This window comes from Psychrobacillus sp. NEAU-3TGS (genome assembly GCF_029955155.1).
Classification (GTDB): domain Bacteria; phylum Bacillota; class Bacilli; order Bacillales_A; family Planococcaceae; genus Psychrobacillus.
The window spans coordinates 434,219-455,681 of sequence record NZ_JAPNOZ010000004.1 but is presented as its reverse complement, the minus strand read 5'-3'; the positions used below and the strand labels follow the sequence as shown (position 1 = coordinate 455,681).

The following is a 21,463-nucleotide window of genomic DNA, read 5'->3' as shown; positions in this document are numbered from 1 at the left end:
TTGTTGTTTGGACGAAGTATCTGACTTATTGTAAAGATGGGAAATCTCTTTCCATAATACTTGACATTTTCCTTACAGCTAGTGACATTGCGGAAGTAGCTTCCTTTATTGGATTGTAGCGGAGGGGAGGCGACTCCTACGGGATGAGTGAGTAGATGAGCCATCGCAGGCGAACGCGCTAGCGTCGGTGATGGCTCATCGCTCACCCCGTGGAAAGCGTCCGCCCCGCAGCGGAAATCCCAGCGGACATTCATTCAACTCACTACCGCGCATTTTCCTTAAACTGCGCTAAAAAAGTGGCAGAACTTTGTTTTTGGGGAAATTTATCTACAAAAATTACTTTTTAGTTTCTAACAATTGAAAAAAGCTAGCGGAGGGCTAGCTTTTTCAGGTAAATCGTTTGGAAAAGGGGTCTATTTAAATGTAACAGACGATTGTAAATCTTTAATGAATATATTGTAAATTTTACTTTACCAATTATTATTTTTGTATTTTTTATAATAATTAAACTGACGAGCAATTAAATACAACTTTCTCATAAAATTCGTATCATTTTTATAAAACATTGGATTTCCCCATTTTCCCGTTCTTAACAGATGTCTTATTTCTCGTTGAATTTCATTATTATTAACAAACTTCTTTAATACAATCTTAGGGACTACGGTAAACAAATAATGCTCATTTAACAATGTTAACGGCTTTGCTTTGTTGTAAATGACGTCGTCCACAAAATATCTCGCCATATTATGTCCAAGAGCTGTCGTATAATAACTAGAGCGTCCTTGACGAATATTCACTTCGAATACTTTAAATTTACCATCGCGTTCATCATACTTCAAATCGAAGTTAGCAAATCCTACATACCCTACTGCTTCTAAAAAATGTTGAAGCTTAAGCATCAATTCTTCGTTATACCTAGTGATTAGCGCCGTATAGTTTCCAATTGCAGTAACCGTATGTTCTTGCAACACAACCTGTGCGAGCGTACTTAACTGGGCTTTTCCCTTTGAATTTATATAAAAAACTGAATCCCACATATACGTGTCGTCGCCAGGAATATAATCTTGAATGATTAGATCTTCCTTATAGCCACTTGCATTCACTTTGTTAATGACATCATTTAATTCTTCGCGTGATTCTACACGATATACTTTTTGTTGCCCAGGAAATTTATTTTTGTAATATTGAACCCCATTGCTTGGTTTAATGATTAATGGAAATAATACCTCTTCTGTAAAAGGCTCCTTCTTGGCACAAGAATAATAGTATGTTTTTGGTGCATCAATGCCATGCTCCTCGCAAAGCTTATAAAAATTAGATTTGACGAGAAGATTATTCATTAACTCCTCTGACATATAGTTAAATACATACATTTCTTTTAATGCTTTTGCATTCTCAATTATTAGTCGGACATAGAAATCATTTGTACCGATTAACAGCAATTGCTTTCCAGCCGTTTTATATTTCATCGCTACTTCTGTTAAAACTGTGACAAAAGCAGCTTTATCCCATAAATTCGGATGAATTTCAATATGATCGATGACACTGCTCCATTTCGTAAAGGACATTTCTTCCTTTCCGACTAAAATTGGCTTTATTTTATATTCCTCATGAAATGAAATAGCCATATTATAAGCATTCATATCAGTCCCCACAATAATTGGGATAAACGGTTCTTTGTTCATATTTACCTCCATTAACTTTGCACAAGTGGAATGTACACTGTAAAACATGTACCTTTTCCTACTTCACTTTCTACTTTTATCAACCCATGATGTGCTTCTACTAGATGCTTTACGATGGCCAGACCTAGGCCAGTACCACCTGAGTTTCTACTTCTTGCACGATCCACTCGATAAAAGCGTTCAAATATTCGGCTAATCTCTTTCTTACTAATTCCAATACCTTCATCTTGAATTCGGAATATGCCATACTTCTCATCCTTGAAAATGGAAATATGTAATGTTGTATGGTCAGGCGAATACGTAATTGCATTTGTCACTAAATTCATCAAAATTTGCATTAAACGATTGGAGTCTCCTAACACTTTCACGGAGTCTTCTACTGCTAATGCCAATTCTATATCTTTTTCTTCCAAAAGATGTGTAGACATCTCGATGCATCGATCCAATACATCCTTCAATTTTACATTATTCAAATTCACTTCATACCCAACTTGTTCCACTTTGGAAAGGTCCAACAAATCGGTAATTAGCATTTGCAATCGATTACTTTCTTTATGAATAATCTCAAGAAAAGATAATAATGTATCCTCATTTTTGTATGCCCCATAAAGTAATGTCTCCGAAAATCCTTTAATAGAAGTTACCGGTGTTTTGAGTTCGTGGGACACATTTGCAACAAAATCTTTTCGTACTTGCTCTAACTTAATAAGTTCGGTGATATCATGCATTACCACTACGATACCTAGCCATCTTCCGTGTTCTCCAATTACAGGTGCCCCATAAGCATCCATATAATAAGTATGTAAATTTCGCTTGATCTGAATTTGTTCACGGGATGAGGATTCCGTTAAAAAAAGTTTATCGATAAAAGCTTCTATCTTATCTGGAAGACCGATTTTACGAAAAAGTTTTCCATCTATATTTTCAAAAGAAATTTGTAATTGCTTCAAAAAGGATCGATTCACAATCGTTACTAATCCATTTCGGTCAATCATGATCAAGGCACTACCCATGTTCTCAATTAATGTTTTTAACCGTTCTTTCTCCGTTTCACGCATAACTGAAATATCATGTAAATTGCGTGCTAATATATTGATGGAATTGCTTAATGTAGACATACCAGAAAAATCATCTTCAAATGCCCGAATACGATAGTTACCTCTTGCAAGTTCCATCGCGGTTTCGGTTAAATGTTCAATTGGTTGAGCATATTTTTTAAATATGTTGGCTCCCAAAAATAAAGCAACAAGAAAAGTGATGAACAAAATAAAAAATAAAAACAACCAGAGTGATTGTTGTTCATTCGCCATTTCATTATTTTGAAGCGCTGAACTTAGTGTTTGCTTTATAGACGATTGCTCTTCTTTTGAAAGTTCGGTTGCAGCTAAATCTGTAGCTATTTGCTCCATTTTGGAGTCTATTAAAACAACAGTGGAATGATGAACAAAAATAGGATAAAGTTGCCCAAGAACGAGACCAAGACTAGCTAAAATTAATCCAATTACTATAGAATACGTTCGTAATATTTTGGATTGGAATCTTTTCATTACAATTTAGGTTCCTCGAATTTATATCCTAGACCTCTGATCGTTTTAATGAAAATTGGCTTTCTACTATTTTCTTCAATTTTATCTCGTAAATGACTAACATGAACATCTACAATTCGAGTATCGCCGGCAAAATCGTAGTTCCATACAGCACTTAATAATTGGTCGCGTGTAAGTACTCTATTTTTGTTTTCAATTAAGTAAACAAGTAATTCAAATTCTTTCGGTGTAAACTCGATTGGTTCTTCATTTAAAAGCACTTCAAATCGATCCGGATAAATTTGTAATGGTCCAAACGAATATATTTCTTCTTTTTGTTTTATTTCATTCATTTGATGCTCTGATGAAATATTAGAACGTCGTAGCATTGCTTTTACACGAGCAGTAACTTCACGAGGGCTAAACGGTTTGGTCATATAATCATCCGCACCCAATTCAAGACCGAGCACTTTATCAAACTCTTCGTCTTTTGCAGTAAGCATAATAATCGGTGTTTGAATTTTTTTTAGGCGTAGTTCCTTGCATACTTCCATTCCGTCCATACGCGGCAACATCCAATCTAACACAATGACATCCGGATTTTCTTCCACTGCTCGATTCAGACCTTCTAAACCGTCATATGCAGTAATGACCTCAAAACCTGCATCCTCCAGATTGTATTTTAATAATGTTACAATTGAGCTTTCATCATCCACAACTAATACTTTTTTCATTTATTTTGCCTCCAAAGTTGATTTGAAACCCCCATTCCAAATCATTTGACCTCAAATGTAGACTTACTGTTCGTTTGCTGGTGGATTAACATAAAAAGTACCAGCCAATACTGCATTCTTTTGTTCATTATTAGCAATAACTGAAATTACTATTTCATTTGAAATTATATCAATCTCCATTACTTCGAACGTAAACTTTAAAGTTGAATAGTGATACGCAGGTGCTAAAAAGCTGATGTTTTGCTTTGTTATATAAGCTCCTGGACCGGGTAAGTATTTAGAGATAGCAGCTGTAATAATACCCATTAACATAATTGGTGGGACAATAGGTTTTTCATAGATTGTTTTGGAAGCAAAATCGTGCTGAATATATAAAGGATTATTATCATTTGTTAACCCTAAGTATAGAAGTAAATCCTTATCTTCTATTTTCTCAGTAATTGTTAATTTTTCACCAATAAATAAATCATTTATATTCTTACCCTTTTTCTGTATCTTTCCCAATAACAAGATTTCATCCTCCCATCAATTAGCTATATCTATCTTAACAATAAGTACAAAAAAAATCGAGCAGGTTTCCCACACTCGATTAATATTATCGTGAATTATGCTAAAACATTCATAACTGCTTTAACAGAATCAGCAGATTTACTTAGTAAACCCTTTTCATCCTCCGTTAGTTCAAGCTCAACAATCTTCTCAATACCACCTGCACCCAGTACGGTCGGAACGCCAAGATATATACCATCCATACCATATTCACCCTCTAAATAAGCAATAGAGGGTAATACACGCTTTTGGTCTTTAAGAATTGCTTCAGCCATTTCAACCAGCGATGCTGCGGGCGCATAATAAGCAGAGCCATTTCCTAAAAGATTAACGATTTCAGCTCCTCCTTTTCGAGTGCGGTCCACGATTTCTTCTAAACGGCTAGCGTCGATAAGGTTTTCTAATGGAATACCCCCGGCATAAGAGTATCTTACTAATGGAACCATATCATCGCCATGTCCGCCAAGAACAAAACCAGTAACATCTTTAACAGATAAGTTTAACTCTTGTGCCACAAACGTACGGAAACGAGCTGTATCAAGTACACCAGATTGTCCGATTACGCGTTCTTTTGGCAAGCCTGACTCTTTATAAACCGTATAGGTCATTGCATCAACTGGATTGGTTAATACGATGATAGTAGTATTTGGTGAATACTTTATTATTTCACTCGTTACTGCTTTCATTACTTTTTGGTTTGTTTGAACTAAATCATCACGGCTCATTCCAGGTTTACGTGCAATACCAGCCGTAATAATTACTAAATCCGAGTTTTTTGTATCTTCATAGTTAGAAGTACCAATGATCTCCGCATCAAATCCTTGTACTGGTCCAGCTTGTGCCATATCTAATGCTTTCCCTTTAGTAGCATTTTCTACTTGTGGAATATCTACTAAGACAATATCACCAAGTTCTTTTTGAGCAAGTAGAAAAGCAGTTGTTGCTCCTGTAAATCCGCCACCGATTACTGAGATTTTACTTCTTTTCAATGTCATTAGAAAACTCTCCTTTTGTTTAAATCAATTACGCCTTGGCATAGTTACCTACAGATTTTGAATCAAGCATGAGGCCTACAGTATGTCTCGAACTTAGACTGCCTGCCCTGACTTCTTTCAAAATTTGTGACATCCGCCGAAGGCTTTATCTTCGTTCAGTAAGCTTTTGAGCATCCACTGAACAGTAAACAAAACCGAATTCATCTCACCACCCAAATAAGTGGGGGTCTTCTACTGAATGAAGATAAAAGGAAGGGAAAAATCCCTTCCTTTAAGACCAAAATTCATTTCAAATTACATGTTTTTGATAAGTTCATCACCGAACTCTGAACATTTAACTTCCGTTGCTCCGTCCATTAGTCGAGCAAAGTCGTAAGTTACTACTTTAGATGCAATTGTTTTTTCCATAGAATCCATGATTAATTTTGCTGCTTCAGTCCAACCAAGGTGTTCAAGCATTAATACACCAGAAAGGATTACAGAAGATGGATTTACTTTATCAAGACCAGCATATTTTGGAGCTGTTCCGTGAGTTGCTTCGAAGATAGCATGTCCAGTTACATAGTTAATGTTAGCTCCTGGAGCGATACCAATACCACCAACTTGAGCAGCTAATGCATCAGAAATATAATCTCCGTTTAAGTTCATTGTAGCAACTACATCGAACTCTTTCGGACGAGTTAAGATTTGTTGTAAGAAGATATCAGCGATTGAATCTTTTACTAAGATTTTACCAGCTGCAAGTGCGTCTGCTTGTGCTTTGTCAGCAGCTTCAGTTCCTTGCTCTTCTTTAATTTGATCGTATTGGTTCCAAGTGAATACTTTATCACCGAATTCTGATTCAGCAACTTCATAGCCCCAATTTTTGAAAGCTCCTTCAGTGAACTTCATGATATTTCCTTTATGAACAAGTGTTAAAGATTCGCGACCTTCTTTAATAGCATAGTTAAGTGCAGCGCGAACTAAACGTTTCGTACCTTCTTCAGAAACTGGTTTAATACCAATACCTGAAGTTTCAGGGAAACGGATTTTATTAACGCCCATTTCGTTTTGAAGGAAACTGATTAACTTTTTCACTTCATCAGAACCTTTAGCATATTCAATACCTGCATAGATATCTTCTGTGTTTTCACGGAAGATCACCATATCAGTATCTTCAGGACGTTTTACTGGAGAAGGAACACCAGTAAAATAACGAACTGGACGTAAGCAAGTATATAAATCAAGTTCTTGACGTAATGCTACGTTTAAAGAACGAATACCACCACCGATCGGTGTTGTAAGTGGTCCTTTAATAGCGATTAAATATTCATTGATTACATCAAGTGTTTCTTGTGGTAACCATTCGCCAGTTTGATCAAACGCTTTTTGACCAGCAAGTACTTCTTTCCATTCAATTTTCTTTTCACCGTTATATGCTTTTTCAACTGCTGCTTCTAGAACGCGTGAAGCAGAAGCCCAAATGTCAGGACCAGTCCCGTCTCCTTCGATGAAAGGAATAATTGCTGTGTTTGGTACGTTAAGTACTCCGTTTTCTACAGTGATTTTACCAGTTGTCATGTTATTATTTCCTCCTACTATATCTATAATGCTATCAACTCATATTAAGTTGTTGAACAAAAATTTTTTAGGGCAATAAAATTATCTTTCTTCAATCGGAATATATGTTTGCAAACCAGGTCCAACATAATCTGCACGAGGGCGGATTAAGCGGTTGTTAGCGTATTGCTCGAGAATATGTGCAGTCCAACCAGACACACGTGAAACTGCAAAAATAGGTGTAAATAAATCATGGTCAATGTTTAATGAATGATACACAGAAGCAGAGTAGAAATCTACGTTAGGTGGTAAATTCTTTTGTCCAGTAACGATTTCTTCAATGCGAACAGACATATCATATAATTTTGACTCACCGCGAAGAGTAGTTAATTTTTTAGACATCTCACGTAAGTGTTTCGCACGTGGATCTCCTTTACGATATACACGGTGACCGAAGCCCATAATTTTTACTTTGTTATCTAGTTTTTCATTAATATACTTGTCCACATTATCTAGTGAACCAATTTCTGTCAACATTTTCATAACTTGTTCGTTTGCACCACCGTGCAGTGGACCTTTTAAGGCACCTAGTGCTGCTACTACACCTGAATACATATCTGATAGCGTAGCTACACAAACACGTGCAGTAAATGTAGATGCATTTAACTCATGATCTGCATGAAGTACAAGTGCTTTGTCAAAAGCTTCTATTTCAATGTCGTCTGGAAGATCACCAGATAACATGTACAAGAAGTTTGCAGCATACCCTAGATCTGTTTTAGGTGCAATTGGTTCTAAGCCTTTACGAACACGTGAAAATGCTGTTACTAATGTCGGAAGTTTTGCTTGTAATTGAATTGCTTTTAAGTAATTAGCCTCGTCGGACATATCTTCTGCAGCATCATCATATAATGCTAGCATAGATACTGCTGTTCTTAGAGCAGACATGGGGTGAACATTATTAATTGGATACGTTTTGAAATGATTTAAAACTTCTTGAGGAACAGCCATATTATCAGCTAATTGTTGTTTTAGTTCTGCTAGCTCATCTGCTTTTGGAAGGCGTTTATGCCATAGTAAATATACTACTTCTTCAAAACTTGCATTTGTTGCTAAATCGTCAATATTGTAGCCAACGTATGTAAGTGTGTCATCAATGATAGAACTGATGGCAGTCTCCGCAGCTACAACACCTTCTAAACCACGAGTTGTTGTCATTTCGAAATCTCCCCTTCTACAGTATAATAATTCGCTCCACTTAATCGCCGGACGAAAGATTACCTGTATATATTATGTACCTTTTAAGCCTTACAATTCTAGTATAATCATATTTGGCGATTTTGTGAATGAAAACGCTTAAAATTATTAAAAAATAATGTGTGTATATCCTAATTTTTTGAAAAGAATGGATGAAAATGATTACTCTACAAATAAATAAGAAAGAATTTTGGTCACTTTGGATACCATTTGGAATTATTATACTTATTTCGCTTGTTGCTTATCCTTTATCTTTAGCAATTTTATGTGGTTATTTTTTATACCCTATTACAAATTTCTTTTATAAAAATATTAAGCTGCCTGTTACTGTTAGTGTCCTGTTAACAGAAGCAGTTATATTGTCTAGTTTTATATTATTTTTGTTTGTAATAGTACAAGCTCTTCTAGATATTCTTCCACTTATTCATGAACATATTTTATTATTACCATTTGTAGAATTGAAGCAGCATCCTATTTTCATTTTTTTTGAAGGAAAGTTTCAAAATCTATTAAACAAACTACTGAATGATTTATTATTAAATCTGACAAATTTACCTTCTTATTTTTTGAAGTTTTTTTTATTTAGTATTGGTTTATTTTTTTCTTTATACGAATCTACGAAAGATCGTCTGTGGTTTCTCGTTTACTTTCCTAAAAAAACACGAAATTTCTCTCAAAGAGCGCTAAGAAAATCATCTGGCGTCATGAATAAATTTATCTCTGTAGAGTTAAAACTGTTTTTTTTGACCTTTGTTCTTTTAGCTATAGGGTTTCAATTATTAGGTTTCCATAATCCTGTAAAATATGCGTTTCTCGTATCGCTAGTTGATAGTATCCCTTTTTTAGGTACAGGAATACTATTAATACCGCTTAGTGTTTACTTTTTCTTAATGGAGCAACGAATGGCTGGGATAATCGTTTTACTTCTATATATATTTGTTCAGTTAACAAGGCATATTGTAGAAAATGTTTTGTGGTCTTCCTCTATGCAAATAAAGGCCGTCCACGTATTCTTTCTAAGCGCGGCAGCCATTTTAATCTTTGGATTTATAGGAATACTATTTAGTCCGTTTATTTATTTAATCGCAAACAAGTGGGAAAACCTTACGAAGACTTCATCACAATAACTTGACCATTTTTCATCTTTTTACGAATCCAGCGATAGAGTAGCGGTTTAAATAGGTTTCTTGTAGGAGAAAATAACAACATAAACCCAAGAAGATCCGAAATAAAACCAGGAAGTATTACTAAGATAGAACCAATAAAGATGAAAATTCCATTTATAGCAACCTCTCCTGGTGCTTGACCATTTTTGATATTGTCCGAGACTTCTCGAAAGGCTCTCATTCCTTGTCTCTTTGCAAAATATGCACCAATTATTCCACTTGCTAAGATCAAGAGTAATGTATATCCTGCTCCAATTGTTTTACCAGATAGCAACAATATATATAACTCTATTGCTGGGATAACTATGATTAAGCCTATAATCCATTTCATACATTCACCTTCCTATGAAAAGCGCAAGCTCCTATGTCTGCCCCGACAGGCAAATGGGGACGTGGTGGGTCTGCAAAGTACGCCACATCCTGTGGCATAGCAGACATAACCCGCATCGTGCGGGCCAAGGAGGCAGCTCCTCAGCCACCACAAGCGATTTTGTTTGCGACGAGCTGTGCGCAGGAGCAGCTTTTTCACATTTGAACCCGAGGGGTAAGGCGCTGGAGCTAGATCTCCTAGAATAATTGCCCCACCTTAAATGGTGAGGCAATTTTTTAAATAATGCTTGCGTGACCGTTATAAATAGCCCCACTAATAGCATCTATTGTTAATTCTTGACCATCTTTTATTAATTTGGTGGCATTTTCAACACCAACGATGACCGGAATTCCTAAGCTTAGCCCAACAACTGCTGCATGACTAGTCAATCCGCCTTCTTCTGTAATAAGCCCTTTACAATTTTCAATGCTTGGAACCATATCACGATCAGAACCAATCGTAACAATAATACTATTTGTAGTGTCCTGTCCTGCCAACTCACTTGCATTATTTACTACAATGGCTTTTCCATGTGCTGAGGATTTCCCAATTCCTTGCCCTTTAGCAACTTTGTCACCAATTACATGAACTTTCATCAAGTTTGTTGTACCCGCTTCACCAACTGGAACTCCTGCAGTAATTACAACAAGCTCCCCATGGTTTACATACTGATGGGCGATACTTTCTTCAATTGCTGTTTCTAGCACTTCATCTGTTGAATAAGCTTTTTTCCCAACAATTGGGTAAACACCCCATACGAGGGTTAGGTTTCTAGATGGTAAATCAGAAGACGTCACTGCAATGATTGGAACTCCTGGTCTAAACTTAGCAATCATTTTAGCCGTATGACCGCTCTCTGTAGGTGCAATTACTGCTTTTACTTTTAAGTTTATCGCAGTATGTGCGACAGCTTGCCCAATGGCATCCGTTAAATTCACGTCACGCGCTTTACTTAGCTTGGATACATGTCCACGATAATCGATTGCGTTTTCTGTTCTTTTAGCGATTTTATCCATTGTTTGAACAGCTTCAACAGGGTAGGTACCTGCTGCAGTTTCACCTGATAGCATAATAGCATCTGTTCCATCTAAAATAGCATTTGCAACATCACTAGCTTCTGCACGAGTTGGTCTTGGGTTACGTTGCATAGAATCTAGCATTTGGGTTGCTGTAATAACTGGTTTTCCGGCTTCATTACATTTTTGAATAAGGCTTTTTTGTACTAAAGGAACCTCTTCTGCTGGAATTTCTACACCAAGATCTCCCCTTGCAACCATTAAACCGTCTGAAACTTGAATAATTTCATCAATGTTATCGACACCTTCTTGGTTTTCGATTTTCGGGATGATTTGAATATGAGAGCCTTTATTATTTTCAAGTAACTCTCTAATTTCGAGTACATCTTTAGCTCGACGTACAAAAGATGCGGCGATGAAATCTACATCTTGCTCTATTCCAAATAGTATATCTTTTGCATCTTTCTCTGTAATTCCCGGCAATTGTACAGAAACTCCAGGTACATTTACACCTTTATTGTTTTTTAATGTTCCAGCATTTTGAACATACGTAGAAATAATGCCATCTGACATATTAATATTCGTAACGATTAACTCGATTAAGCCATCGTCTAATAAAATAATTGAACCTTCTTGTACATCTTCTATTAGTTTTTCATATGAAATAGAAAAACGTTCCGTATTTCCTAAAACTTCTGTCATAGAAATATCAATTGTTTGACCAGACTCAAGCTCAATTGCGTCATTTTCCATTTTATGTGTACGAATTTCTGGCCCTTTCGTATCCAATAAAATCCCTACAATTTTCCCTACTTTTTTGGACACTTTTCTAATTGTTTTAATCCTTGCAGCATGTTCTTCATGGCTTCCATGTGAAAAATTTAATCTAGCTACGTTCATCCCTGCCTCGATTAATTTTTCTAACTTTTCCTCTGATTCACTTGCAGGCCCTATTGTACAAACTATTTTTGTTTTTCTCATTGTCCAAATCCTTTCTATGTAAAAGAATTATTATCTGGTCTTAAATAGATAATTCTTTCGATAATTGATACATATCCTTATCGAATACTTCGTTTCTTTCAAATGCTTCATTCATATCATAGTCTACCACTACATGGTTCTGTATGCCAACTGCACGTCCCCCATTACCTGCCATTAAAACTTCAACAGCTTTTGCACCGAACATACTTGCAAGCACTCGGTCACGACCAGTCGGAGATCCCCCGCGCTGAATATGTCCTAGAACGGAAACACGGGTTTCAATATTTGCTTGCTCCATTAATTTAGTTGCAAATTCTGATCCACTCATAACTCCTTCAGCAACGATAATGATACTATGTTTTTTACCACGAGATGTTCCGCTTTTTAAACGTTCCACTACTTCTTCCATATTCATGTTTACCTCTGGTATGATAATTGTCTCTGCTCCGCCAGCTAAACCAGCCCACAAAGCTAAATCTCCTGCATCTCTCCCCATTACTTCGACAATAAAAGTTCGATCATGAGAAGTGGCTGTATCACGAATTTTATCGATACAATCAATTACTGTGTTAAGTGCAGTATCGAAACCAAGCGTATAATCTGTTCCTGGAATATCATTATCAATCGTGCCAGGTATTCCTACGCAAGGGAATCCTTTTTTCGTTAACGTCATCGAACCACGATAAGAACCATCACCACCGATAACAACAAGCCCTTCAATACCGTTTGCCTTTAATTGTTCTATCGCTTTTTGTTGGCCTTCCTCTGTTCGAAACTCTGGACATCTCGCGGAATAAAGCTTGGTTCCACCTCTTTGAATAATATCCCCTACCGAGCCCAAATTTAACTCTTCCATATTTCCATCGATTAACCCTTGATACCCATGAAAAATTCCTACTACTTCGAGTCCCTCATATATTGCTTTTCTTACAACAGCACGTATTGCAGCATTCATCCCAGGCGCGTCTCCACCACTCGTTAATACACCTATACGCTTCACAATGGTTCCTCCAAACTTTTATATTTATTAATTTCATCTTATCATGAATGGAGTCAAAAAAAATGCGTCACTATAGACGCATTTTTTTACTCGGTGAATTCCCCAATATGTTTGAACTTATTATAACGCTCATCGATTAATTGTTCAGCAGAAAGCTTGGAAAGCTCACGTAAAGAGTTGAGAAGAACTTCTTTCATATACGTTGCTTGTGCCTCTGAATCTCTATGAGCACCGCCATATACTTCGCGAATAACTCCATCAATGATATTCATCTTTTTCAAATCAGGTGCAGTTATTTTCATCGCTTCTGCCGCTTGTTTAGCAAGTGATGCATCTTTCCATAAAATCGATGCTGCACCTTCTGGAGAAATAACCGAATAAGTGGAGTTTTCCAGCATGTGAATATGGTTTGCAACGCCAAGTGCAAGCGCACCACCACTTCCACCTTCTCCAATGACAACACTAATAACCGGTACTTTTAAACCAGCCATTTCTACTAAATTTCTAGCAATCGCTTCACTTTGTCCACGCTCTTCTGCTGCTTTACCTGGATAAGCCCCTTTTGTATCAATAAAACAAATAATCGGGCGATTGAATTTTTCAGCTTGTTTCATTAAACGCAATGCTTTTCGATAGCCTTCCGGATGTGGCATTCCGAAATTACGTTTAATATTTTCTTTTGTATCAGCTCCACGTTGATGACCAATAATCGTAATAGGTTTACCATCGAACAATGCAATTCCACCTATGATTGCTGCATCATCTCCGTACAGACGGTCGCCATGTAGCTCGATGAAATCCGTGAATAATAATTGAATATAATCTCTTGTAGTCGGACGGCTAGGATGACGAGCAACCTGCACACGATCCCATGGCTCCATGTTTTCATAGATTTCTTTTTCTAATCTTTGTAATCTTTTTTCTAGATTTTCTATTTCTGCAGTCATATCCACGTCTGCAGTTACAGTATACTCTTTTAACTCTTCTATTTTAGCTTTAAGCTGAACAACTGGTTCTTCAAAGGGCAATGTTTTTACCATGTAGAAACCTCCTTACTCATATGCATTTGGACCAGTGTTGTCACTTTTTCACGCATATCTTTTCGATGAATTACTGCATCCAACTGGCCATGCTCCATTAAAAATTCTGCTGTTTGAAAATCTTCCGGAAGTTTTTCACGCACTGTTTGTTCAATTACTCGACGACCAGCAAATCCTATCAATGCTTTTGGTTCTGCAATATTAATATCACCTACTGAAGCAAAGCTTGCAGAAACACCGCCTGTAGTTGGATGCGTTAAGATGGAAATATATAAAAGACCGTGATCACTATGTCTTCTTAACGCTACGGAAGTTTTCGCCATTTGCATTAAAGATAGAACACCTTCTTGCATTCTAGCCCCACCGCTTGCAGTGAAAATAATAAATGGAACTTGAAGCTCCGTTGCTTTTTCAATAGCTCTCGTAATTTTCTCTCCAACAACAGATCCCATAGAACCCATTCTGAAATGGGAATCCATAATTGCTACAACTACTTTTTGTCCTTCTAATTGACCCACACCAGTAAGGACGGCTTCATTTATACCAGTTTTTTTTGCATCCGATTTAATTTTTTCTGTATAGCTTGGAAAATTTAATGGATTTACTGTTTCTAAATGGTCGTCCATTGATTCAAATGTGTTTTCGTCTAAAAAGATTTCTACTCGTTCATGTGCAGTCATTTTCATATGATGGTCACAAGTAGGGCAGACTTTTAAATTTTTCATCAAGTCCTTAGTGAAGACATTTTTTCTACATTCCGGACATTTCATCATAATTCCTTCCGGCACATCATTTTTCGCTTTTTCAGTTGGTATTGTTGCATATTTCTTTTTTTGGTTTTTTCTAAATATATCTCGAATCATTTTATTTCTCCCCTATTCGTTAACAATTTCCATTCATTGTAATAGGATATTGCTTGTTGCTCATTTCCAACTTTTAAATTGGTCAAAAGTAGCTTCCAGGCTTTCTTCTCTTCTACATTCATAAAACTGTGATAAGGTTCATCAGCAAACTGTTTCAATAAAAACCATATTTTCAAGGCTAGTCGATTATTAGATATAATGATAATTTCTCGAATAATATCTTCTTGAAGTACTTCCTCATGTAATTTATCTAAGAAAGCATCCCAAATGGATTGTTTATGAAGTACATCTGTCATACATATTGTACGAATTGCGTCTTTTTCTAATGCTTGCATCGTAGTATGAACATCTTTTTTGGATTTAACATCCTGTAATATAAAAGTAGATAATAATTCCACTAACTGATGTTTGCGAAAATCAGAAAGAAAAGTTCCTTCTCCTCTTCTTGTTTCTATTATTCCAAGCAATTCTAAACTTCTAAGCGCTTCCCTTACAGTGGATCGGCCAACCTGTAGTCTTTCTGCAAGCTCTCTTTCAGACGGTAGTTTTCCACCAACTGCAATATTTTCATCATGAATGAGTTGTCTTAGTTGCTTAACTATTTCTAAAAACATTTTCCTGGAGTTATTATTTGGAATCATTCAAGCCTCACTCTTCCATTAATTACAAAGTGGTCTGACCACTCATAGTTAATAGCATACAAAAAAATGAGAGTCACGTAAAGAAAAAACTGTACGAGGAATGTACAGTTTATCTTGAAACTATTTTTCCTATTATTTGAGTTCGACCATTACGACGCTCCGATTTCCCCTCCACTACAATGATTGCTAGCTCTTCTAACAAAGAATTATGCTTTGCATAATCCTCTGGAAATAGCGTGACAGAAACACTTCCCGTTTCATCCTGTATCGTGACAAAAGCCATCGATTCGCCTTTTTTCGTTCGAATTTTTTTTATTTCTTGTATTAATCCAACTATGGTGACTTTCCAATCTTTCGAAGCTTGGACGACATCCCAAATATTCATAACTTGTTGAGTCATATGCTTTTTCTTTGAAACTGTAGGATGCTCTGAAAAATATTGACCTAATACTTCTTTTTCAAATTGAAGTTTGACCATAAGCGGCAATTCATCCGTTCGAATATACTTTGACTTTCCAAAATGAGTCGCATTTCCTTCAAATAAGTCAGTATCCTCCGTAGGACTAACAAGTTCTGCGTACTTTACTGCTGCGTCCAGTGTTGCCAGTAGGGTAGATCGCTCTTCTTGAAAATGATCGAGGGCACCTGCTTTGATAAGTGGCTCCATATTTTTTCTAGTAAAATGAATCGCTGATAAATCAGCAGCAAGGTCAAAAAGATCCTCCCACTTCCTTGTTCCATTCCTTCTTTGTTGTAATAATTTTTGGAGAAATGCGTGTGAAACACCTCTAATCGCTTGCAAACCGAATCTTACTCCATCATTTTCCACAGTAAAAAAGTTGCTGCTATTAAAAATAGAAGGCGGTAGTATAGGAATTCCTTTTTGCTTCATTTCCATTACTAGTTGATTAATCTTGTCTTGATTGCCCGTTGCTGTGCTAAGTAACGCACAATAAAAAGCTTCTGGAAAATGTGCTTTTAAGAAAGCCATTTGATAGGAGATGACGCTGTATGCTACCGCATGGCTTTTTGGAAAACCATAATCTGCAAAGCGAACAATCAGATCATATACAGATGAAGAAGCCTGTTCAGAATGACCTAGTTGAATTGCTTTTTGCACAAAATGCGTTCTTTCTTTTTGCAAGATTTCTCGATTTTTTTTACTTACTGCTCGACGGAGTAAATCGGCTTCTCCAAAAGTAAAGCCTGCCATTTGGGATGCGATTTGCATTATTTGTTCTTGATAGACGATTATCCCATATGTTTCTTGTAGAATCGGCTGTAAAACCGGATGTTCAAATGTCACCGGTAGTTGTCCTCGTTTTCGTTTCGCATAAAGTGGAATACTTTCCATTGGACCTGGTCTATAAAGAGCATTTACTGCTACAATGTCTTCAAACTTTGTCGGTTGGATTTGCTTTAAGGATTGTCGCATACCCTCCGACTCTAGTTGAAAGACACCCGTCGTATCGCCGTTTTGTAATAGCTGGAAGGTACGCTTATCATCGAAAGGAATAGTATCCAGCGAGAAAGATTGACGGTTATTCTTATGGATAATCTTTAAAATTCGTTCAATAATCGTTAAGTTTCTTAGCCCGAGAAAATCCATCTTTAACAAGCCTGCCTGTTCCACTTCTTTCATCGGCCATTGTGTTAAAAATAGATCGTCATGCCCCATTTGAATAGGAACTACGTCTACTAATGGGACCGGTGATAGTACAACCCCCGCGGCATGCGTAGAGGCATTTCTAGGCAATCCTTCTAACGCCAATGCAACTTCAAACCACTTTTTTCGTATTTCTTCTGTTTGTATAAACTCACGTAACTTTTGTGATTGTGCATACGCTTCTTTTAAAGTTATGCCGTTTTTATTTGGGATAAAAGAAGAAATAGCTTCTAATGTAGACGATTCAAAACCAAAGATTCTCGCAACTTCTCTCGCTACTGACTTTGCGGATAATGTACCAAATGTAATAATTTGCGAAACATAATTTTTTCCGTATTTTTCGGCAACATATCGAATAACTTCCATTCTTCTTGAATCTGCAAAGTCAATATCAATATCGGGCATGGTGATACGTTCAGGATTTAAAAATCGTTCGAATAAAAGACCATATACAAGAGGGTCCACGTCCGTTATAAAAAGGGAAAAGGCGACAAGTGAACTTGCGGAAGATCCTCGACCCGGACCAGTCAAAATACCCGCTCTATTGGCAAATTTCATAAAGTCTTGCACGATTAAAAAATAATCCTCGTAATTCATCTCATTAATAATTTGAAGTTCATAATGTAGACGGTCTTTATAATTTTGTGTCACTTCGCCTAAACGAATGGTTAAGCCTTCTTCGCAAAGTGCTCGCAAATAATCTTTTGCACTTTGCTGCTCAGATAAGGGAAACTTCGGCATAATATGCGATTTTTTGTCGAAATTAACACAACATCTTTCTAGCATAGCTTTCGTATTTTCAAGCCATTCAGGTACATCGGAGAACCATTCCGCCCATTCTTTTTCTGTCAACACATGATAGGAATCTTCCGGAGGTTTTAATCGATTTCGATCAGACATTTTTAAAGATTGATCCATAGCGTTTAATACTTCATAGGCAAACGCATCTTCTTTTTGTAGATAGCGACTCATATGAAAAACAGTAATATTAGTGGAGAATTGTTTTGATGCTTTGATTATTTCGTCTTCGAACTCTTGCTTTATTCCATTCGTTCGTTCTATTCCAACATACAAATTATTATCTCTAAATAAGTCTTTTAGCTCCCCTAAACTATCTTCAGAAAACTGTTTATCTCCCCGATAAACTGCAATGATACCTTCTTTATAAGCTGCAAGCCATTTCTTAGGGAGTTCCGTCAATTCCCTTGTTTCTAAGCCGCTTGAAATTTTCAACAGATTTTCATAGCCTTTCATATTTTCGGCATACAGTACGAGTGGAACACTTTTATCATCTAATTGGACATGGATTGATAGTCCGATAACCGGATGAATTTGTTGATTTTTCATTGCATGCCAAAAAGGCATTATGCCATACAAAGTACTATTTGTAATGGCGACTGCCTTTGCGTGATTACTTTTTAACTTTTCTATAAGTGGCTCCAATTGAATTGTACTTTTCAGCATATCCGCTGATGTTACAATTTGTGGATATACTGTTTCCATATAACACACCTCAATTTACAGCTTTTTTAAATCTTCAATTACCAAATCTGCTTCTTCCCAAGTTTGTACAGAGGCCCCGGCAGCAAGTGGATGACCGCCACCACCATATTTTTTCGCCACTGTATTAATGACAGGACCTTTAGATCGCAAGCGAACTCGGATGGTATCTGTATCTTCTATGAAAAATACCCAGTATTTCATGCCTTTGACATCCGCTAACACACTTACTAATAAGGAAGCCTCTGAATCGGATACATTATATTCTTTTAATAATTCCCGCGTTAGTTTCATATGACCAACACCGTTGTCATCCATTTCAAAGTTTGCATATATATATCCTTTTAACTGGAGCAGGTTGCTTTCTACTTCATACATCCCATTAAATAGTTCTGTGCGATCAAACCCATAAGAAATTAATTGACCTGCAAATTTCATCGTTTGCTCTGTTGTACTATGGAACATGAATCGACCAGTATCCCCAACAATCCCTGCATATAAAAGTCTTGCAACAGTCGCATCCATCTTCCAGTTTTTATAGTCTTTTGCTTCCTCGAAAAGCTCACAGATCAATTCACTTACAGAGCTTGCATTTGTATCGACCCAAAGTAAATCTCCGTACGCATCATCATTTGATGATGATCGATTTTTATCAGATAGCTACCCAGCTTATAACGTTTGTCATCAATTCTTTCCGTATTCGCTGTATCTGTAACAATGATTAATGCATTTTTAAAATCCTCATCAAACACGGAGTCAGGACGAGCAAGAAAATCTAAAGTATGTTCATGTTTTCCCGTTGCTAGTACTTTTTTGTTCGGATAGTTCAGAGATATTAACTCTTTCAGTCCAATTTGAGAGCCATAAGCATCCGGGTCTGGTCTCACATGTCTGTGAATTATTATTTTGTCATAGCGTTCGATTGTGTCGATGATTTGTCTTTTCATGTCATTTCTCCTCAGTTAGTCAGGATTACCATTCGCATTTTTTGAAATTTACTATTACAATAATAGAAGGATATGATGGAAGTTTCACTTTAATGGAGGTTCATAATGATTCTTAATGGAATATTGATATGTGCAATAGTTATCTCATTTGTTTGGTATTTCTATTTTAAAACAAAACAGTTACGAACAAATTTACCGATTCGAAAAAAATGGTTTGCTGCAAGGGCAGCTGTATGCCTTGGTGCGTTCATGTTTTTCTTCGGTCTTAACTTTTTAGTAATTTACCAATCCTCTGTTACGTATGCTGTTACTGGTTTGTTTGTTTTACTTGGTGGTTATTTTATGTATCATAATTATAAAGCAAGCAAGCATTACGGACAGTTTGTTCAAGAGGAACTCACGTTAAATCAATAAGGATTAGAATGATGCAGCTTTAGCTTTAACAGCTGCATCATTTTTTTATCCCGCATTAACGGGCAGTAAGACTCCCACTTCAAGATTGAAGAAAAAAGAAAAGATAAGTGGGAGATCAACTGCTGGCATGCGCCCGATGGAATGATCCCAGACTAAGTACGCAACATCGTGTGCGACACAACTAACAATCAGTGGAGGATGAAGACCTCCCGCTGATTGAAGTTTCACTTTATCTCTCCAATAACTGATACGTAACCATTGCTTTTCCTACTAATTGTTTTTCGTTGAAAACTTCTAGATCCATTTTTGCCACTTTTCTACTCATTTCTAAAACGCGAGCATGTACTCGAAGTATACTCTCTAATTGGATTGGCTTCGTATAATAAATCGTCATATTCTCGACAACACTTTCTCCACGTTTTCGAATTTTCAACGTTTGAGATCCTGTCTCCGTGACTAGTATCGTAAATGCTCCGTAAGACATAGCACCAAAATGATCGGTCATTTGAGGGGTTACTTCAAATTCAAAGATAAATTCCTCTGATGAAATTGCTTTTATTTGTTGTTTCACAATATCATCAATAGTTTCTCCGTTTTGAGGTTGCCTAGACGCTGCTTGCAAGGCTTTTAATACGTCCTGTCTGCTGATAACCCCTTCTAGGTTGTTGTTATCGCCAACAACTGGCAACAAATCGATTCCTTCCCAAATCATCCGGTGACTTGCCGAGGCTACACTTGTTTTCATCGTAATAGATATTGGTGTTCTCGTCATAACTTTTTCTATTAGTTCATGATTTTCTTTTCCAATTACATCTCTAGCTGTGACAATTCCAACTAATTTATTGGCTTTATCCACCACTGGAAATCCTCCATGTGTGGTTTCATCATTCAATTCTCGATATTGCTTTACATGATCGGTAGTACGTAGAAATGATGTTTTTTCTAAAGGAATATAAATATCCTCAATAAGCAGTACGTCTTTTTTGATCAATTGGTCATCAATTGCACGATTAATCATCGTTGCAACCGTAAATGAGTCATAACTTGTTGAGATAACCGGCAATTCAAATTCATCAGCTAGTTTCTTTGTAGGCTCTGGAACATCAAAGCCCCCTGTTACAAGTATTGCCGCTCCTGCCTGTAGTGCCGTTTCATGAACCTTTAAGCGGTTTCCAACAATGAGTAAATTACCAGGCTCTACGTATCGCATCATATCTTCTAATTGCATGGCACCTATTACAAATTTGTTCAACGTTTTATAAAGACCCGTTTTACCACCTAATACTTGTCCATCTACAATATTTACAACTTCTGCGAAAGTTAGCCGTTCAAAGTGCTCTTTTTTCTTTAACTCTATTCGTATAGTTCCTACTCGTTCAATTGTACTAACTAGCCTTCTAGTTTCCGCTTCTTTTATGGCACGATAGGCAGTTCCTTCACTAACTATTAAGTCTTTTGCAATTTGCCTAACCGATATTTTATCTCCAACTGGCAGTTTTTCTATATACGCTAATATTTGTTCGTGTTTTGTCGTCATGTAGTCACATCCAAACGCTTGTTATACGTTTATTGTA

The 21,463-nt window shown here is 36.7% G+C and carries 18 protein-coding genes and 1 pseudogene; 2 read left to right on the top strand and 17 right to left on the bottom strand.

Going from position 1 to position 21,463, the window contains the following annotated elements:
- Positions 1-470: 470 nt before the first annotated feature.
- The 7 genes from OR571_RS03240 to citZ form a co-directional block, all read right to left on the bottom strand.
- Positions 471-1,685, bottom strand: a complete 1,215-nt coding sequence (locus tag OR571_RS03240) for a carboxylate--amine ligase (protein ID WP_282241405.1) — start codon at positions 1,683-1,685, stop codon at positions 471-473.
- Positions 1,686-1,696: 11 nt separating this feature from the next.
- Positions 1,697-3,232, bottom strand: coding sequence for a two-component system histidine kinase PnpS (gene pnpS, locus OR571_RS03235; protein ID WP_282241404.1), 1,536 nt, complete (start codon positions 3,230-3,232; stop codon positions 1,697-1,699).
- On the bottom strand, positions 3,232-3,945 hold the full coding sequence (locus OR571_RS03230; RefSeq protein ID WP_282241403.1) for a response regulator transcription factor: 714 nt from the start codon (positions 3,943-3,945) through the stop codon (positions 3,232-3,234). Before OR571_RS03230 ends, pnpS begins: the two co-directional genes overlap by 1 nt.
- Positions 3,946-4,008: 63 nt before the next feature.
- Positions 4,009-4,455 (bottom strand): MaoC/PaaZ C-terminal domain-containing protein, encoded by a 447-nt coding sequence (locus tag OR571_RS03225; RefSeq protein ID WP_282241402.1) that lies wholly within the window; start codon positions 4,453-4,455, stop codon positions 4,009-4,011.
- A 95-nt stretch (positions 4,456-4,550) separates the two neighbouring features.
- A complete protein-coding gene (gene mdh / locus OR571_RS03220; RefSeq protein ID WP_282241401.1) occupies positions 4,551-5,489 on the bottom strand; it encodes a malate dehydrogenase in 939 nt (312 codons plus the stop codon).
- Between the two features lie 294 nt (positions 5,490-5,783).
- A complete protein-coding gene (gene icd, locus OR571_RS03215) occupies positions 5,784-7,049 on the bottom strand; it encodes an NADP-dependent isocitrate dehydrogenase (RefSeq protein WP_282241400.1) in 1,266 nt (421 codons plus the stop codon).
- An 81-nt stretch (positions 7,050-7,130) separates the two neighbouring features.
- On the bottom strand, positions 7,131-8,246 hold the full coding sequence (gene citZ / locus OR571_RS03210) for a citrate synthase (protein WP_282241399.1): 1,116 nt from the start codon (positions 8,244-8,246) through the stop codon (positions 7,131-7,133).
- Positions 8,247-8,437: 191 nt separating this feature from the next.
- On the opposite strand from citZ, the gene OR571_RS03205 reads away from it, so the two are divergent.
- Positions 8,438-9,412 carry an AI-2E family transporter gene (locus OR571_RS03205; protein WP_282241398.1) on the top strand — a complete coding sequence of 325 codons (975 nt, stop codon included), beginning with the start codon at positions 8,438-8,440 and terminating at the stop codon, positions 9,410-9,412.
- Here OR571_RS03205 and OR571_RS03200 read toward each other — a convergent pair.
- The 8 genes and pseudogenes from OR571_RS03200 to OR571_RS03165 form a co-directional block, all read right to left on the bottom strand.
- The gene (locus OR571_RS03200; RefSeq protein WP_282241397.1) at positions 9,390-9,782 is read right to left on the bottom strand and encodes an FxsA family protein; all 393 of its coding nucleotides are present in this window, start codon (positions 9,780-9,782) and stop codon (positions 9,390-9,392) included. The two genes, OR571_RS03205 and OR571_RS03200, sit on opposite strands and share 23 nt — an antisense overlap.
- Positions 9,783-10,057: 275 nt before the next feature.
- A complete protein-coding gene (gene pyk, locus OR571_RS03195; RefSeq protein WP_282241396.1) occupies positions 10,058-11,818 on the bottom strand; it encodes a pyruvate kinase in 1,761 nt (586 codons plus the stop codon).
- Between the two features lie 40 nt (positions 11,819-11,858).
- Complete coding sequence (gene pfkA, locus OR571_RS03190) at positions 11,859-12,818, bottom strand: 6-phosphofructokinase (protein WP_282241395.1); 960 nt, start codon at positions 12,816-12,818, stop codon at positions 11,859-11,861.
- Positions 12,819-12,904: 86 nt separating this feature from the next.
- Positions 12,905-13,858 (bottom strand): acetyl-CoA carboxylase carboxyl transferase subunit alpha, encoded by a 954-nt coding sequence (accA, locus tag OR571_RS03185; protein WP_282241394.1) that lies wholly within the window; start codon positions 13,856-13,858, stop codon positions 12,905-12,907.
- The gene (gene accD, locus OR571_RS03180; protein WP_282241393.1) at positions 13,852-14,721 is read right to left on the bottom strand and encodes an acetyl-CoA carboxylase, carboxyltransferase subunit beta; all 870 of its coding nucleotides are present in this window, start codon (positions 14,719-14,721) and stop codon (positions 13,852-13,854) included. The genes accA and accD overlap by 7 nt, the downstream gene beginning before the upstream one ends.
- A complete protein-coding gene (locus OR571_RS03175) occupies positions 14,718-15,362 on the bottom strand; it encodes a FadR/GntR family transcriptional regulator (RefSeq protein ID WP_282241392.1) in 645 nt (214 codons plus the stop codon). Before OR571_RS03175 ends, accD begins: the two co-directional genes overlap by 4 nt.
- Positions 15,363-15,471: 109 nt before the next feature.
- A complete protein-coding gene (gene dnaE, locus OR571_RS03170) occupies positions 15,472-18,531 on the bottom strand; it encodes a DNA polymerase III subunit alpha (RefSeq protein ID WP_282241391.1) in 3,060 nt (1,019 codons plus the stop codon).
- Between the two features lie 15 nt (positions 18,532-18,546).
- Positions 18,547-19,475: pseudogene (locus OR571_RS03165) on the bottom strand (DHH family phosphoesterase).
- Between the two features lie 105 nt (positions 19,476-19,580).
- On the opposite strand from OR571_RS03165, the gene OR571_RS03160 reads away from it, so the two are divergent.
- Positions 19,581-19,889 carry a YtpI family protein gene (locus OR571_RS03160; RefSeq protein WP_282241390.1) on the top strand — a complete coding sequence of 103 codons (309 nt, stop codon included), beginning with the start codon at positions 19,581-19,583 and terminating at the stop codon, positions 19,887-19,889.
- Between the two features lie 45 nt (positions 19,890-19,934).
- Here the strand turns inward: OR571_RS03160 and OR571_RS03155 are convergent, their stop codons facing one another.
- A complete protein-coding gene (locus tag OR571_RS03155; RefSeq protein WP_282241389.1) occupies positions 19,935-20,117 on the bottom strand; it encodes a hypothetical protein in 183 nt (60 codons plus the stop codon).
- Between the two features lies 1 nt (position 20,118).
- Positions 20,119-21,426 (bottom strand): DRTGG domain-containing protein, encoded by a 1,308-nt coding sequence (locus OR571_RS03150; RefSeq protein ID WP_282241388.1) that lies wholly within the window; start codon positions 21,424-21,426, stop codon positions 20,119-20,121.
- Positions 21,427-21,463: the final 37 nt, after the last annotated feature.